Here is a 15,514-nt window from a genome sequence, read left to right on the forward strand (position 1 = left end):
GCGTCCCGTACCTGCGAATAAAGCGAGCGGGTAAGTCGCAGTTCAACGGCCAATCTGGATTCTAGGTCCTGGACTGCGCGAGAGGTAAAGGTCCTAGTCCCTTCCTTTTCCGCCAAGTGGACACCTTCCTCCCGGCGAAGTGGCTGCGAAAGGCGGAGGAGCTGGCCGGCTTGGACCCGATGGACGGCTCGCTCTGGCATGCGTACAGGCGACGCTGGGCAACGGTCCGGAAGCATCTGCCCGCCGTGGACGTGGCCGCGGCCGGCGGATGGGCCGGACCCCATACCCTCCAACCCATCTCCCAGCGGCCTGACGAGGACACGATGCACGAGGTCGTGACGGGTGGAGGGCACGTCCGAGAGTCGAAGCGGTCTTGAGGGGGGCGGGCGCCGGCCCGCTCCGGCTTCCCTGGAGGGCCCAAGGGGGCCGCGCCTGTCTACCACCTCTCGTTCCCGGCCTCGGCCAACCGATCCAGCAACGCCCGAATACGAGGCTCTGCAGTTGGAATGTCCTCCCGGACCGTCTTCAGGAGGATCTCCACGTCGACGGTCTCGTAGGCGTGGATGAGCTTGTCCCTCATCCCGGCCATCTCTTTCCAGGGGATCGCGGAATCCAGGGCTCGGACAGAGGGCGGCACGCTTTTCGTGGCCTCGCCTACGATTTCGAGAGCTCCCATGACGGAGTCGCGGGTCTTGGGGTCAGCCTCCAGCTCATTGATCGTGCGAACCGCTCCGGCAAATTCCTTGGCAAGAGCCATGTTGTGGAGGGTGTCCTCCAGGGCATCGACGGGATCGCGCTCTGCGGTCAGACCGGGATGGCCTCCGCCAGGATCCGGTCCCGGAGCCGGGGCTTCAGAGACCTGCGCATGACGAGGTCCACCGGAACACCCAGCCGGTCGGCGATCTCATTCTCCAACCGGATGAACTCGAAGAGGCCAGGCGTCACCGTGAACGTCACCAGGATGTCGAGATCGCTCTCCTCGCGCGCATCCTCCCGGACCCGTGAGCCGAAGACCTCCAGCGTGTCGACGGAGTAACGCTTTTGGAGCTCGGGGAGGAGGTCCCGCAGGCGTTCCAATACCGGCTCCAGCTTCTCATTGGTCTTCATGGTGGCCCCCGTGTGTTGCGGACCGCGACGGCCGCCGCTGTGCCATCTGGGCCAATGGCGGCTCTACCCCGCTCGGACCCAAGGAGCCCCTCTCGAGGTCCTCGCCCAACATACCCACCAACATACCCACGGCCCTTCATCCCTCCGTTATAACGTGTGTAAGTCCTTTATCCACTTTTACTTACAAGTGGAGCCAGCCGGGATCGAACCGGCGACCTCCTGCTTGCAAAGCAGGCGCTCTCCCAACTGAGCTATGGCCCCTCGACGCCGAAAACTACCCCTGACGGGCAGGCCGAGGAAGTGCAGGTTGGGGGATGGAAGCCACCCTACTCGAGCGCGACAAGGACGCGGGCCCGCTGTCCCGAACGGCGATCCGGATTCTCGATCGACAGCGTCAGGGCGGAGAGGGGCGTATCCGCATACCGTTCGGCCAATTCGCCCGAGTCGGCCATGGCCCCCGCGTTCGTGGGAATGAGGTCCACCTCTGCGCGCCAGCGCTCGGACCGGCGGTCTCCCCGGCCAGTGGGATACAGGACGACGGCGAAGGTCGCACCGTCCGAGTGCTCGAGCTCCACGTGGGGAGAAATCGTCGTGGTGCCCCAGTCGTATCCGTTGATGAAATCGCCGAATGGCGTCGCGAGCTGCTCCGTGAAGTTGTGGAGCCGAATGGTCACGGTCACGGTCATCAGGCGACCGAGGCTGGGCCGCGTTCGACTCGCCTCCTGAACCCGCTCGACCTCGAAGGCCCACGGGCCCATTTCGATGACCTCGCCGAGCGTTCGGGTTTCGGAGCTGGAGCATGCGGCGAGGGCGACGATCCCGAACGGGGACAAGGCGCCGAGGCCGCTACGGAAGATCCGCGACCGCGACATCGAAGTCTCCTCCCGCGGCCAAGCACGCCGCCTCATGCGCATGGTTCCGTTAGCCCTCGGGATACGCCGGCGGCTCGAAATCCGCCGTCTCCCAGACCCGGCGGAACTCCGCTTCGACCTGGTCGGCCTCGGCTTCCCTTCCCTGCCTCCGGATGGCGACGGAGAGTCCGTGAAAGGACCAGCCGTTCTCCGGGAACTTCGCGAGATCGGCTCGGAACGCCTGCTCCGCGTCCGCGGGCCGGCCGGCCACGAGGAGTAGCGCACCCAGATCCTGGCGGGTCGGCACGCTCCATTCCGGGGGCTCGCCGTAGAGGAGCGCGTCCTCGCGAGCCACGGCCTCCTCCATCGCGGCCACGGCGGGTTCGAAGCGACCGGCGGCCGCTTCCGTCCATCCGGTGAGCACCCGCTCCGCGATGCCGAGCAGATCCGTGGCGGCGTTGAACTCCATCCGCACGCCCTCGAGCGAAGGATCGCTCTGAATCGCCCGGAGCTCGGCCAGCTCACCTTCCGCGCCCGCGACGTCATTTGAAGCCGCGAAGGCGCGACCCCTCGCGTAGTGCCAGAGACCTCGGGCGTACGGAAACGTCTCGCGCGGCTCCGGCGTGGCCATGATCTCGTCCCAGCGCGCGAATCGGACCCGGAGCTGGAGCGGGCGGACCGACCAGTGCTGGAGGAAGTCCATCCCCGGGGATCCGAAGAGCGCCTCGGGCAGGAGTCCCGTGACGTTTTCGGCGGCGGCGATCGCATCCTCGCTTCGCCCGATCATCATCGCCGCGAAGGCGAGGAAGTCGTAGTTGTGCGGATAATAGCCCGCGGTATACATCCCCAAGGCCGGATTCTGGTCCTGGATGTAGGTCTCATCCGCGTGGACCGCGTGCTCGTTCGCTTCCACGGCCTCCAGGTAACGCCCCACCCGGATGTAGATGTGGCCCGGCATGTGGACGATGTGGCCGGCTCCCGGCATGAGCGCGGCGAGCCGCTCCGCACACGGGACCGCCCGCTCCGGATAGACCTTCTCCACGGCGTGAATGAAGAAGTGGCAGGCGCCCGGATGGTCCGGCTCTCGAGCGAGCACCTCTTCGAGGAGTGAAAGCGCATCCGCGATTCCCGGCTGGGGCTCACCCTCGGCCGTCCAGTAGTCCCACGGGCGGAGGTCCATGAGCGACTCGGCCGCGAGCGCCGCGATGTCGGCGTCGTCCCGGTAACGCGCCACCAACGCGGTCATCGCGTCGGCGTAGGCCTGGTCCAGGGCGGCACGGTCGGCCGGCGGGGTCTCGGCGTACCGTACCGCAAGGGCGTCGATCAGGGCCTGCTCGCGCTCCGAGGCTTCGCTTCGAACGGCAAGAGCGCCCTGCATCGCGGCGTAGGCTGCCACCGCCGACGCCGAGTCCATGGCGAGGTTGATGTTCGGCCCCCAGGACAGCGCCTCGCCCCACCAGCAGATCGCGCACTCCGGGTCGAGACGCTGGGCCTCCCGGAACGAGCGGATCGCCTCCGCGTGGTTGAAGGCATAATAGAGCCGGAGCCCCTGGTCGAAGTACTCCTGGACCTGCGGCTCCCCGGACGAGATCTCGCGGTGGTGGTCGCCGAGGTCGTCGTAGAGGGGCACGGGATCGGCACCCATCCGCTCGGCGTCCGGAACGTCACCCCCGCATGACGCGAAGGCGAGGGGAAAAGCAGCTGCGACGGTGAGCCTGAGAGCACGAATTCGAAAGGCGCGCATGGGAGACCTGCCCGTGATTGGATGGGAGGGGTGCTCCGTCCATATATGATGTCCGTCAAAGGCCGGTCAAGCGCCGACCGAAACTACCGGACTTCTCCGGCCTCCAGCTTCGCTCCCAGGCGCTTCGCCGCCGCGACGTACCAGAGCATCCCCATCGCTTCGAAGCTCGACGTGCACCGCCGGAGCTCTCCCGCGGCTTCTTCGAGCCTCCCCCCTTCGGTCAGAACCTCCGCCGCGGCCAGCCGGGTGATCGCTGCCTCGCGCTTCGATTGTTTTTTCGCACTCCGCTCGAGCGCGGCGTCGATGTGCTTGTCGAAGCCCTTCCAGTCGGGCGGATCTCGGCGTGCGGCCACTCGAGCGAGGGCACGGTGGGCTGGCGGCTCCCCGAGCCAATCGTGCACCGAACCACGTTCGAGCGCGAGCTCTGCCATTTGTTCGGCCTTCCCGTCGTGACCTGCCATCGCCAGCGCTTCGGCAAGGCAGGCGCGGTTCCACGACATGATGAGATGCGCCCCAGACTCCTCGAGTAGGGCCACGGCCTCGCGCAGAAGCTCGAGCCCTCGTTCCCCCTCTCCCGTGACAAACCGTGCGTAACCTTCGAGGGTCCGAGAGATCGCGTCGATGTAATTGCTCCCGATTTCCGCCCCGACCTTACGGATCTCCGTGACCTGGGCCAGGCATCCTTCCCAGTCTCCCTGGAAGAAGTGGAGCATCGCCCCCTGAGTCCGCACCGACCCTTCGACGGAACGCACGCCGAGCTTCTCCACCTGCTCCAGCCCCTCCGCGATCTTCGCCCTGGCGGCTTCGAATTCACCCCGGTCCGCGTGGATCATCGCCTCGTAGCCGAGGGCGTAGGCGAGCCCCTGTGAGGCCTTCTTCGCCTCGAGAGGCCGCCGCTGCCTTCCCTTACGGAAGTACACGAGCGCCTCGTCGTATTCGGTGGAGGCCGCGTGGCTGTACCCGATGTTGAGGTAAATCTGCGCGAGGAACCGCTCCTCCCTCCACATGAGGAGCATCTCCATGCACTCGCCGAGGTGGCGCTGCGCGTCGAGCTGATTGCCAAGCGCATAGTGCGCCCACCCGAGCCAATAGAGCGCTCGCGCCTCACGCACCGAGTCGTCCAGATCGAGGGCGATCGCGCGCGACTTTTCGAGCACGGCGACGAGCCCCGAGGAAGCGGACTGGATGGAGGCTTCCACGAGCTTGAAGCTGAGATCGATCCGGCGCTCGTCCGCGATCCCCGCCTCGTCCAGGAGGCCGATCGCGCGCTGGTAATGTTCGCGCGCGTCCGAGAGGGAAACGGCCCGTTTCGCCTTGTCCCCCGCCTTCTCTAGATAGGAGACCGCCTTCGTGAGATCCCCGCTCTCCGTGTAGTGGAATGCGAGCTCTTCGACGTCGGTCTCGATGTCGTCCCCGGTATGTTGGGCTTCGATCGCCTCCGCCGCTTTGCGGTGGAGCTCCTGGCTCCGCGGCTTCGATACGGCGTTGCGCGCCGCGTCGAGGGTGAGGTCATGCCGGAATTCGAAGGAAGGCTCCCTGGCGCTCGGGACGGCCCGGAGGAGATCCATCGCTTCGAGCCGCTCCAGCGCCTCGGGAAGCGCTTCGGGGGCGTCGGAGATCTGGCGCAGGAGCCGGACGGTGAGCTCCGCCCCCAGGACCGCCGCAAGCTCGAGGGCTTCCCCGTCCGTGCGCTCCAGGCGGGCGAGACGCGACCGCAGAACTTCCTCGACGGTCGTGGGAATCGCTGGGGGGTCTAGCGCACGTCGCGTACGGAAGAAGCCTCGGTCGGCTCCTCCCTCGGCATCCAACACTGCGCGACATGCCTCTTCGATGTGGAAGGGATTCCCGTTCGTCGAGTGGTTCAGGAGGGACACGAGCTCCGGGCGCGCCCCCTCCTCGCCGAGGAGAGACTGCACCAGCCCGCCGACGTCCGCCGGTTCGAGGGGACCCAGCTCGATCCCGGTGCGCTCCAGGTCGCGCCATTCGGGGGCGAAGTACGAGCGATAGCCGATGATGAGGAGCGCGGGCATCTCCGAGATCTGGCTCGCGAGCGCAAGCACCGCGTCGCGGGACGCCTCGTCGGCCCACTGCCAGTCGTCGAGGAAGAAGATGCGGGGGCATTCCCGCGTGAGCGCTTCGACGATCTGGACGATCTTCCTTTCCACCGCCGCCCGGAGACGCTCGCCCTGAAGGCTCTTTCCGCTCTCCTCCGCGACATTTCCCATGCCGAGGAGATGGAGGTGCGCACCCCCCTCCTCTACGAGGCCCGGGTCGAGTGCCCGGAGCGTGTCCTCTGCGATTCCAGCGAGCTCCCGCGCCGGGACATCGGGAAGGTGGAGCGCGTCCCGGAGGATCGCAGTAATCGGGAAGAAGGGCGCGCTTGCGCGGTGAGGCCGGCAACGCGTGTGGTGGACCGAAGCTTCGAGAGCGTCCACCCCCTGCCTGAACTTGAAGAAGAGGCTGCTCTTGCCGATTCCCGCCGCGCCCGAAATCGTGACGAGCCCCCCATGGCCATCAAGCGCGCGGTCGGCCGCGCCTTCGAGTTGCGCGAGCTCGGCCGTTCTCCCGCGGAATTCCGCGAGCCGGGACTGGAGCCCCAGCTTCTCGTATGAGTCGGAAATGCGGGAACGGGCAAGGCGGAAGCCGGGATCCCGCTCGACGGCACGTTCCAGGAAGTGCAGCCCCTCGCGAAGGGAGCCCCCGTCCGGAGCCGAAGCCAGGAATCGACCCCGCAGATAGAGATCGTACGCCTCGGCGTCGTGCGTGGGGACGCGGGATGCGGGCGCCCCGCCGGCGGAAGAGGTGCCGCGGCCGAGTGCTCGAGCGATTTCCCTTGCGACCTCGCTCTGAATCTCGAACACGTCGTCGAGAGTCCCGTCGTAGGTTTTCGCCCACCGTGTGGCCTCGGTACGCGCGTCCGTGAGTTGCGCACTCACGCGCAGTCGGCGCCCCGATTTCTGCACGCTTCCCTGGACGATCGTTCCGGCTCCGAATGCCTCTCCGACCGCTCCGACCCTTACCCTTCGGCCCCGAAATCGGGCCACGGACATTCGCGGCACGACCGTGAGCGCGGGATCCGACACCAGGGTCGAGCCGATCGTTTCGGCGATCCCATCGGCGAAGTACTCGTTTTCCGGGTCGGGGCTCAGATTCTCGAATGGAAGGACGACGACGCGCATCGGATCGAGCGGAGGGGCGCGTGGCGAGGGAACGGTGGCTCCTCCTCGCGCCGGGTCCTCCTTTCCCGGACTCAATGCGCCGACTTCTCCTTCACGAACGCGGGCGATCAACGCCTCGAGCCGGGCGGGTGGCGCGGCCCTCAGCTCCCCACGGTGCCGCCGGTCGTATTCCTCGAATTGGCGAAGGGCCTCGGCGCGCCGCCCTGTTCGGGCCAGCGCTTCGAGGAGTAGGGCCTCGGCTTCTTCGCTCGTTGGGTTCGCCTCCCCCCAGCGACGAGCGATCGCCAGCGCCTCCTCGGCCATCCCCGCCTCGAAGAGCTCCTTTATTCGGGCTCGAGACGCCGCGCGAAACCCCAGGTCCAGCCGCGGACGGACGACATCCGACCAGTCCTCGAACCCTTTTGTGCCACCGATCGCGTGCGCTCCGAGAAAAGTCCCACGGTAGAGCGGGAGCGCGCTCGCCCAGTCCTCCGCCTGGACGGCTCGCTCGAACTTGTCGGCATCGGTCTCGACCAGGTCGGTGACCATCAGCCGATCCGAGCGGCGATCGAGCCAAGTCACCGTTCCGAGAACTCGGTTCAGCTCATAAAGCGTCTGGCTGAGGGAGTGTCTTGCACCCTTCGCGTCGTCCGCGTTCGGCCAGAACATCTCCAGAAGCGACTCACGAAGCGCCTCGCGCTCGATCGCAAGGTGGACAAGGAGCCCGCACCGGATCGCCTGACCGGGAAGCTGCTTCACCTCCCGGCCGTCCACCAAGACCCTCAGGTCGCCGAGCGTCTCGATGCGAATGGACATTGGGGGCACAGGTAGCGGTGGCGTGACTATCCGCGGGACCTGGCGGCAGTTGGGCGTTCCGACCCGCTCGCGTTCATGCCCGCGAGTGTCCGAAGGCTCTCAATCCCCGGCATGAAGAAATACGCACCGGCCTTGGTCGTCACGAACCGACTGAGCTTCTGAAGGCGGCGGGGACCCTGTACCGTCGGGATCGTCATGCTCGCCGCGTTGGAGGGGGGGAGAGGTCCAGGGCCGGTAATGGGATCCGGGTCCTCCTGGAGCCCACCAAAAAACGGGTTATTGATCCAGGTCCTTTGTACGTGCTCGAACTGACGGGAGATGTCCGCGTTGAAGCCGAGGAAGAAGAGGCCTCGGCCGTGGGATCCCATGTCGCTCAGGCGGTTGCGGAAGTCGCTCCCCGCGAGAGGATCGGACTCGACTCCGTTGGGAAAGAGCAAGGCGGTGAGAGTCCCCTCTTCGAAAGGATTCGTCCCGTAGGTGCGCCCGCGGCGCAGGAGCCTTCGCCGATTCACGAGGTCCCGCCGCTGCGCCGGGGACTGCGGGGAATGGTCGAAGACCGTGTCGCGCGGATGCACTCGCCGTACGTGGGCGCCGAAGGGGCACCCGATGCCGCCCGCGTCCGCCGCATAGTCGAAGTCGTCGAGGTGCCGGACGGAGGTGGTCGCGAAACCCTTCATGTCGTGGAAGTAGCGCGCGATCGAGACCGGGGCCCCGTTCGGCCAGCGCCCGACCATCTTCGACGCGATGGTGACGACTTCCTGGGCGTGGGCTTGGGGATTCTGGAACTCGCCGCCGGCGTTGGACCAAGCGAACTGGAGGAAGGCCGGAACGTCCTGTTCGAGCTTCCTGGCAACGAGATAGCTCCCGTCCCGCAGGAACTGGTCCACGGGGCGATGCGCTTCGTCCGTTCGATCGAACCGCCCCCTCATCCTCATGAAGTCGAGGCCGAACAGGTTCACCTCGTCCTGATCCGGATACCCGAGGATGAATTCCCCCGGCTCGACCTCGTTCCCCTTCTCCGGAGGCCCCTGGGCCCCGCGGCTCCACCCCCGGATGGCCGGGTTTCCGAGCCCGTCCGTAAAGCCGAAGTGCTCCTTCACCCGCCCGTCCTCGGTTCGCATCGTCTCGGTGTGGCTGCGCCCCACCTCGACCATTCCTCCCTCCCGGACGGGGTGTGCGGGGTCCCAGGGCGCCGAGGCCCACTGGGGGGGAACCACGGGGTTGGGATCTATCGGGTCCGGCTCGCTCCAGTAATAAGCAAGAAGGACATCGACACGGCCTTCCCCGCCCCCCTCGCCAGCGGCAGGCCCGTCGCGCCACTCCCAATTCTCGCACGCGCCGGCACCGGTGTCACCGAGCGCCCTGGCCCTCGACGCCATTCCGACCCGGAACTCGTCCGAAAACCCTCGGTCCCGGAGGGAGGGCCGTTCCGAGAGAAGGGTACGAAGCGCGTGCGCCGTGAAGGCGATGTTGAACGCCTCGCCGGTCGGGGACCTCCTGTGGTCTGCCGTCGTGATCGAGGGAATCCGCGACTCGAGCCACCTCCTGAATTCGCCCGGGTCGTCGATTCTCCGCAGCGAATAGGTGGCGAGGGGAAGGCGCCCGTACCCCCAAAGGACGAGCCCTTGGACGTTCTCCGCATGGATGATCTCCGGGACGCTCGTCACGGCTATGTCATCCTCTTCAGGGTCATCCAGTCCTTCTCCGCGGAATCCCAACGCCGGATTCCGATCCACCGAAGGCGCGCCAACACTCCTTCGCGCACGAGCGTGTTTCGATTGATGTGTACCGCCGGAAGGTTCGGGTAGGCCCGGAACCAGACCTGCGTCGCATGCTGGAAGGCGCGTCCAAATTCGACGAAACGCCGGACGCGCTCCCGGGCGCCCCCACGAAACACCCTGCGGGTCTGCGGAAAGCCGACGCAGTTGCTCCAGATCGCGTTCACGCCGTAGTGCGTGCCGAGGAGCGCGAAGTCGTGGAGGTAATTCTCGAATGTGCCATCGTAGTGCGAGACGAAAAGGAGCCGCCTCGGCTTCCCAATGATCGTCCAGTAACCGAAGTGAATCGTCGTGATCCCCCCGAGGTTCATCGCCCTCGCCGCGAAGAGCCGGGCCACGAGATTCAACCAGAAGAGGACCACCCACAGGGTCCAGAGCCGGATCCACCCCGGCTTGATCGGGGCGAGATGGGTGATCTCGTTCAGCTCGGAGCCGATCTCGCGCTCCGAGGGATCCCCATCCGCCGTGTTGTCCGGAAGATAGGACGGAGGCGGCGGTTCGCTCTCGAGCTCCTGCCGTTCCTTCTCCGCGACCATCCGAAAGAGCGCGGCATGTACGATTCCGGCGACGATGAACAGGAGGGCGACCGCAGTCAGGAGGGACGAAAGTCCCAGCCGCACGGACTGCACGACACTCCCCGCATCCCGGTACGCGAGGAACGCCGTGAGTCCCGCAAGGATCGCGAGAACGAGGAGGATTTCGAGAACGGGGCGCGGCCGGATCGGGAACGCGGGCCCCCGCTTCCAGCGGCGCATCCAATCGGGAGCATCGTCATCGTTCATCCGTCGTCGAATCCAGGAGAGCGGATCCCCCACAAATCCCATCAGGGGCAACTCGAGCTCGCGCTGGATCCATGCCCATCCGGTCCGCTCGAGATCAATCTGGTCGCGAGTCCGAAGGTGAGTTCCGTTGAAGTAGAGGTTGGTGCCCGAGCTTCCCCTCCTCACCACCTTGACGATTTGTTCCCCGCTCCAGCGATCCGCACCGGAAACGACCGCACCGTAGATCTCCCGGAGCTCGTCCTGGAGGACGGCCGCGAGCTCGGAGAGATGTTTTCGCCGCGAGCCGTCGAAGACGCTCGTGAGGAGAAGCGCGGGGCCGAAGGGCCTTCCATCACCGGCCTTCCTTGGCTCCCCGGAAGAGGCGCCGGCTTCCGGATTCTGCCGTTCTTGTAGAATCGTCCAGCGGAGGAAGTGTGTCGTGCGGAGGTTGGTGAAGGGCGCGGTTCCCGTCCGCCTATCGACCGAGGCGAGGACGGCCCGAAGCTCGTCCAACTGCACTTCGGGAATTGGGGTCACCGCGACGAAGACACGCTGACGTGTGGCCATCTCAGTGCCGCTGCGCTCGACCGCCGCGTGGGGTGCGCCGGTCGCCTTGACAGGAGACCGCCCGCGGCGGAACCCTTCTGGATACGAGACCGATTCCCTCTCGAACGGTCAAGGTAAGAGCGGTCGTGCGGAGGAGGCCAGAATGAGCGGCATCTACCGGTTCCCGATCCTTCCACTTCCCTGGATCCCGAGCGCCCCGCGGAAGGATTTCCAGATGTACGGGCGGTCGAGGCTCTTCCGCCGCATTTACCTGGTACTGCGAACCTCGGATGTCCGCGAGGTTCTCGCGAACGACTCCGGGCGAAGCGCCGCATTCTCCGTGGCCGACTACGGCGACCACATGCGCGAGACTGTCGGGGATTTCTTCCTCGGCCTGGACCAAACGGCAGGCAACAGCTACGACGTCGAGAAGGAACTCGCCCTCAAGGCCTTCCTCGCGGAGACCATACATGGGAGTGACGCCTTTGAAGCCCTTCGCGCGGACCTGACCGAGATCGTCCGGCAAGAGACGGCCGCCGCCGTCCAGTCCCTCGAAACCGTGTCCCGCAGGGAGATCGACGTCGTCTCGGACCTCGCGAACAAGGTCCCCGTACGGCTCGTCGAGCGTTACTTCGGAATCCCGGACCGCGACGGAAGCCTCCTCCAGGACTGCCAGGAGATCAGCTTCTATATCTTCAACTTTTTTTCCGAGCTTCCCGGCATCCGCGCGCTGTTCCGCGTCAGGCGCCGCGCGAGGAAGGCGGGAGCACGACTGCGCGAAAACGTGGGACGCGAAGTGATGGAACGTTGGAAGATCCTTCGCGGCCCCTCGGGTCCGCCCCGTCCCCAACACGTCCTCGACCGGCTTCTCCTCTCCGATCCCACTCCCAAGGATGAGAAGGAGCACCTCGATCGGGTGCGCCGGACTCTCACCGGCCTGATCTCCGGAGCCCTGGTCGCGACCGTCGGGCAATTCGTCTCGGCGGTGGACCGGCTGATGGATCTCCCCGCGGACGACCGGCGGGCCCTCCAGTACGCCGCGCTCGCGGCGGCCCATCGTGGCAATCCCCGACCGCTCTGGAACCAGCTCCGCGAAGCCTCGCGCTTTGGAGCGGTCCCGCCGTTTCTCTTTCGGCGGTGCCGGCGCCCTTTCAAGATTGCCCGGGGAAGCGCGAGGGAAAAAACGGTCTTCCCGGGCGACCTCGTGGTCGTGTCGCCCATGTTCGCTGGACGCGATCCCTTCACCTTCCAGGATCCACTGGCGTTCAACCCTCTGCGCCCGGACTCCTCCTATCTGCTCTTTGGATATGGGCTTCATGCCTGTATCGGGGCCTTTTTTGGAGAGATCCTTATGGTCCAGATGGCTGCCCAGCTCTTCATGCTCCGCGGACTCGAGCGGAACCGGGAGCGTGGACGCTCCGTTTCCTACCGCGGCGCGCCACAGAGCTTCGTGCTGAATTTTCTCCCGGCCCAACCTCCACTCGGGGTCTAACAGCCGATCGGGACCGGATCCGCGTCGCGAAGCGCGGGATGGACTCTCACCCAGTACGATTTCAGGCGCGCGAGCTCGGACCGGTTCGGCTCGGTGCACCAGGTGCCGTCGATGCGCGTGCGCGCATCGTCCGTCAGCCCCCAGAAGACCGGCCCGACAGTTTGCATGGTGAAGGCAAAGCGCTCCACCGGGATCCCAGCTGCCTCCCACTGACGCGCGAGCAGGTCCAGCTCAGCATCGTCGCGCGCCGGTTGGCTCGTGAGACTCGAGCGAAGGAGCGCCTGGACGGGGCCGGCCGTTCCCCACCACCAGGCGCGACCCGGACGGCCTTCGTCCCGCTCCCACTGCAATCCTCGGAGCTCCACGATCACCAGGCCATCCCGATCGCCCATCGCTTCGGGCCCGACCCTCCTCAGGAACTCGACGACGCTCCAGACCCCGGTGTTGTCCACGTAACCACCGTCCCCGACGTGACAGATCCGGGAATGTCCCGCAGGCCGTGACAGCGGGAGGACCCAGGGCGCCGAAGCCGAGAGGCGCACCGCCGTTCGCACGTGCAAATCGGCATTTTCATAGAGTTGGCGGAAGCCCATCGGACCGGCGCCGCATCCCTCGACCGATCCCATGTCCAGGTCCACGGGGGAAATGACGAGCTTGGCACCCGAGGGTGCCACGATCCCGTTGAACATCGCGATCGGGCGGCGTCCCTCCCGAACGTCCTCCCGCCAGGCGTCGATCGTGAGATTCGGATCGGTCAGGACCCGGGCGCGCTCCCAACCCAGCTCGAGCGCAGAGCCGCGGTTGCGAAGCGTGTCTCCGGGGAAGAGTCCCCCACTTACCGTCCGGAGAAAGTCTGGGAACGCGAGACCCCAGGTGACGGCGGCGAGCGTCGGCGTACCCGATCGTGCCCGCAGCTCCTCGAACTCCCCGGGGCCGGGGGGCTCGCCCTCGTCGAAGGCCTCGACGTAGAGGGCGGAGCCGAGTGAGCCACCGGAATTCGCACTGATCAGGACGATGGATTTCCCGAATCCCTCGAGCTCGCCCTGGAGGGCCGTAAGGACGTAGGTCGTCCAGTACGAAGCCCCGACTCCCCCTCCGCTCGCCGCGACGATAACCGGGACCGGATGGTCTCCCGGCCCGTGGGTGCGCTCCCATGCATCGTACGCCTCCCTGGGAAGGAGAAGCGGAGCGTCCGGGCGCTCCGTCTCAACAAGCGAAAAGAGATAGTCCGCGTCAAAGACCTGGTGGAGGGAGAGTGCGATCAACACGACCCCGAGAATCACGGGTATCCGGTACCGGTCGAGGAAGAGGGCCGTGGCCGCGAACACCCAGAGGACGAGGATGCCCAGGAGAAGGAGATAGCCGAGCGCCGAGATCGCGGGTGCGATGGTAGGAAGGACCGGCACTCCGCTGTCCGGGGCGAGCAGGAGATACACGCCCATGTAGAATGTCAGCGCGATGAGGAGGTAGGAGCTGAATCGGATCGACTTGGGGAGCCAATCGGCGAACCAGGCTTCCAGCCCCTTCCGCGCGACCCAGGCGACGAAGATGCCGGCGGACACTGCCCCGATGTTGACGATGAAGGGGCTCGGCCATACGCGAGCATGAACGTACAGAACGACCACGGCGACCGCGATCGCAATCGCGGCGACCCAAAGGAACGCGGCCCCGAAGAGGGCGCGCCTCCGGAGCGGGTACCAGGCGCGGCGTACGAGGAGGCCGACGAGCGCCCCCAGGGCGAGGGCAAATGCGGACATCGTCGGGGCAGATACGTCCATGCGCGTCTCGCCTCGCGACTCCCCGAGCCAACTCCACCCATCCGTGGACGAGAACCAGACGACCGTGACGAGGAGTGGAACCGCTGCGATGAGGGCAGTCGTCTGGCCGTGGCGGACCAATACCGCCACCGGGCGGTAGTGGATTCTTCCAAGAGGAACGCGGCCATCCTCTGGCAGTTTCCGAAACGGAAGACGGTGCTCCCTCTCCGCGTTTTCCCACGCGACTTCCCCGGAGAAGGCGAGGCTATGGGCGGTGAACGCCGCCAGCACGGTCGTGGTGAAGACCTGAAGCGGGGTCAGCGTGAGGAGATTTCCGAGGAGAAGCGCCACATCGGAATCGAGGACCAGGAGTGGAGCGAGGGCGATGATCCCGGCGAGAATCTGGAACCGCAGAAAGTAGGCGTACTGGAAAACATGGTGACTCCTGGCGAACCCGACGGCGAGGAGCCCCACGAGCGCGACTACGATTGCGATCCAGATCATGGCTCACAGCCCTGAAGATCGGGGGCGCCGTACTACTTCGATCGTACATCGCGTGGGGGGAGGGAGCAACCAAATTCGCTCAGCCCTCTGGCGGCCCCCTCCCCCGCTGCGACTTCCCGTCCATGCTTTCTCCAATGGCCCGATCACAGGAAGAGCCGAAGGAGCTCGGAGCCACTCGCGGGCCACCTTCCCTGAATGAGCGCCGCAGCGAGGGCGTGCGCGTTCGCCTTTTCCGATTTGTTCTCACCCTGAGATTCGTCCTGCGTCCGCTCAGCGTCCGGCCGCGGGCATTCCGGGGTCTTCTGGAGCGCGTTCGACATGTTTGCCTCCTTGGGGCGGGTCGGGGGGGGGGGGGGGGGGGGGGGGCGGCGCGCCCCCCGGCTCGGTCCGTCTGGCGGGCCGACGCGAGGAGCGCGCCTTCTCGTCCCCGGTTTGAGTCGCGAGGATGGATCAGGCCAGCGTGCGCGTTGCGTCGAATACCGGGTATGTCACCAGCACGATGATCGCGATGTACGCGACCGGCACGGCCAGCCCGTGGGCCACCAACTTTCCGGTCTCGATCCAGCTCTCTTTCGACCGCTTCATGGTTCCTCCTCATGTCTTCGGCGCGAAGCCGAGTGGGTTTCCCTCGGCACGGTGCCGAGGGCGGGGGACTAGCGGGTCCTGGTGGACCTCGACCCCCGATTGCTGCGTCGTGGGAGAAGCATGAAGAAAACCCGTCATGCGGCGTTCAGACGGTTTTCAGATGGGGGATGGGGAGCCCATCATTTCCGAGGTGTCCTCCGGCCTTTCCTGGTGCGTCGAAGGATCGTTCAAGGGATCCGGAGAACGTGACGAATCGTCCAGAAGGCGGCGGACGTGGCCTGGCCACGATGGAATCGTCCAGTTGGGCTGAGCGGAATCCAACGGGCAACCTCTACGGGGCGACGGCCAGGACTGTGGCCGGAACCCCGCACCTTGCGTACGATCACGGCATCGTTGAGCGGTGGCCGAAGCCGAC

The 15,514-nt window shown here is 66.3% G+C and carries 12 protein-coding genes and 1 tRNA gene; 2 read left to right on the forward strand and 11 right to left on the reverse strand.

Annotated elements, in window-relative coordinates; genetic code table 11:
* Positions 1–170: 170 nt before the first annotated feature.
* Complete coding sequence (locus WEG36_03590) at positions 171–377, forward strand: hypothetical protein (GenBank protein ID MEX1256684.1); 207 nt, start codon at positions 171–173, stop codon at positions 375–377.
* A gap of 59 nt (positions 378–436) precedes the next feature.
* On the opposite strand, the gene WEG36_03595 is transcribed toward WEG36_03590, so the two are convergent.
* From WEG36_03595 to WEG36_03630, 8 genes are all read right to left on the reverse strand, one after another.
* A complete protein-coding gene (locus tag WEG36_03595; GenBank protein ID MEX1256685.1) occupies positions 437–757 on the reverse strand; it encodes a HepT-like ribonuclease domain-containing protein in 321 nt (106 codons plus the stop codon).
* A 47-nt stretch (positions 758–804) separates the two neighbouring features.
* Positions 805–1,107, reverse strand: a complete 303-nt coding sequence (locus WEG36_03600; GenBank protein MEX1256686.1) for a nucleotidyltransferase family protein — start codon at positions 1,105–1,107, stop codon at positions 805–807.
* Between the two features lie 188 nt (positions 1,108–1,295).
* A tRNA-Ala gene (locus WEG36_03605) sits at positions 1,296–1,368 on the reverse strand.
* Positions 1,369–1,433: 65 nt separating this feature from the next.
* Positions 1,434–1,979, reverse strand: coding sequence for a hypothetical protein (locus WEG36_03610; protein ID MEX1256687.1), 546 nt, complete (start codon positions 1,977–1,979; stop codon positions 1,434–1,436).
* A 49-nt stretch (positions 1,980–2,028) separates the two neighbouring features.
* Entirely contained in the window at positions 2,029–3,702 is a 1,674-nt protein-coding gene (locus tag WEG36_03615; protein MEX1256688.1) for a hypothetical protein, read from the reverse strand.
* 83 nt (positions 3,703–3,785) lie between these two features.
* The gene (locus WEG36_03620) at positions 3,786–7,676 is read right to left on the reverse strand and encodes an AAA family ATPase (GenBank protein MEX1256689.1); all 3,891 of its coding nucleotides are present in this window, start codon (positions 7,674–7,676) and stop codon (positions 3,786–3,788) included.
* Between the two features lie 26 nt (positions 7,677–7,702).
* On the reverse strand, positions 7,703–9,343 hold the full coding sequence (locus WEG36_03625) for a hypothetical protein (protein ID MEX1256690.1): 1,641 nt from the start codon (positions 9,341–9,343) through the stop codon (positions 7,703–7,705).
* A 2-nt stretch (positions 9,344–9,345) separates the two neighbouring features.
* On the reverse strand, positions 9,346–10,782 hold the full coding sequence (locus tag WEG36_03630) for a hypothetical protein (protein ID MEX1256691.1): 1,437 nt from the start codon (positions 10,780–10,782) through the stop codon (positions 9,346–9,348).
* Between the two features lie 142 nt (positions 10,783–10,924).
* On the opposite strand from WEG36_03630, the gene WEG36_03635 reads away from it, so the two are divergent.
* A complete protein-coding gene (locus tag WEG36_03635; GenBank protein MEX1256692.1) occupies positions 10,925–12,253 on the forward strand; it encodes a cytochrome P450 in 1,329 nt (442 codons plus the stop codon).
* Here the strand turns inward: WEG36_03635 and WEG36_03640 are convergent.
* The 3 genes from WEG36_03640 to WEG36_03650 all read right to left on the reverse strand — a co-directional run bounded on the left by WEG36_03640 (position 12,250) and on the right by WEG36_03650 (position 15,099).
* Positions 12,250–14,514 carry a hypothetical protein gene (locus WEG36_03640; GenBank protein ID MEX1256693.1) on the reverse strand — a complete coding sequence of 755 codons (2,265 nt, stop codon included), beginning with the start codon at positions 14,512–14,514 and terminating at the stop codon, positions 12,250–12,252. The genes WEG36_03635 and WEG36_03640 overlap by 4 nt on opposite strands.
* 143 nt (positions 14,515–14,657) lie before the next feature.
* Complete coding sequence (locus WEG36_03645) at positions 14,658–14,834, reverse strand: hypothetical protein (GenBank protein ID MEX1256694.1); 177 nt, start codon at positions 14,832–14,834, stop codon at positions 14,658–14,660.
* A 130-nt stretch (positions 14,835–14,964) separates the two neighbouring features.
* On the reverse strand, positions 14,965–15,099 hold the full coding sequence (locus tag WEG36_03650; GenBank protein ID MEX1256695.1) for a hypothetical protein: 135 nt from the start codon (positions 15,097–15,099) through the stop codon (positions 14,965–14,967).
* Positions 15,100–15,514 lie beyond the last annotated feature (415 nt).

Source organism: Gemmatimonadota bacterium, from assembly GCA_040882465.1.
Lineage (GTDB): Bacteria > Gemmatimonadota > Gemmatimonadetes > Longimicrobiales > Gaopeijiaceae > JBBEBG01.

Excerpts from the sequence above, each read along its gene's own strand:
- WEG36_03595 (MEX1256685.1), bottom strand. The coding sequence starts at position 757 with ATGGCTCTTGCCAAGGAATTTGCCGGAGCGGTTCGCACGATCAATGAG.
- WEG36_03600 (MEX1256686.1), bottom strand. The coding sequence starts at position 1,107 with ATGAAGACCAATGAGAAGCTGGAGCCGGTATTGGAACGCCTGCGGGAC.
- WEG36_03610 (MEX1256687.1), bottom strand. The coding sequence starts at position 1,979 with ATGTCGCGGTCGCGGATCTTCCGTAGCGGCCTCGGCGCCTTGTCCCCG.
- WEG36_03615 (MEX1256688.1), bottom strand. The coding sequence starts at position 3,702 with ATGCGCGCCTTTCGAATTCGTGCTCTCAGGCTCACCGTCGCAGCTGCT.
- WEG36_03620 (MEX1256689.1), bottom strand. The coding sequence starts at position 7,676 with ATGTCCATTCGCATCGAGACGCTCGGCGACCTGAGGGTCTTGGTGGAC.
- WEG36_03630 (MEX1256691.1), bottom strand. The coding sequence starts at position 10,782 with ATGGCCACACGTCAGCGTGTCTTCGTCGCGGTGACCCCAATTCCCGAA.
- WEG36_03635 (MEX1256692.1), top strand. The coding sequence starts at position 10,925 with ATGAGCGGCATCTACCGGTTCCCGATCCTTCCACTTCCCTGGATCCCG.
- WEG36_03640 (MEX1256693.1), bottom strand. The coding sequence starts at position 14,514 with ATGATCTGGATCGCAATCGTAGTCGCGCTCGTGGGGCTCCTCGCCGTC.
- WEG36_03645 (MEX1256694.1), bottom strand. The coding sequence starts at position 14,834 with ATGTCGAACGCGCTCCAGAAGACCCCGGAATGCCCGCGGCCGGACGCT.
- WEG36_03650 (MEX1256695.1), bottom strand. The coding sequence starts at position 15,099 with ATGAAGCGGTCGAAAGAGAGCTGGATCGAGACCGGAAAGTTGGTGGCC.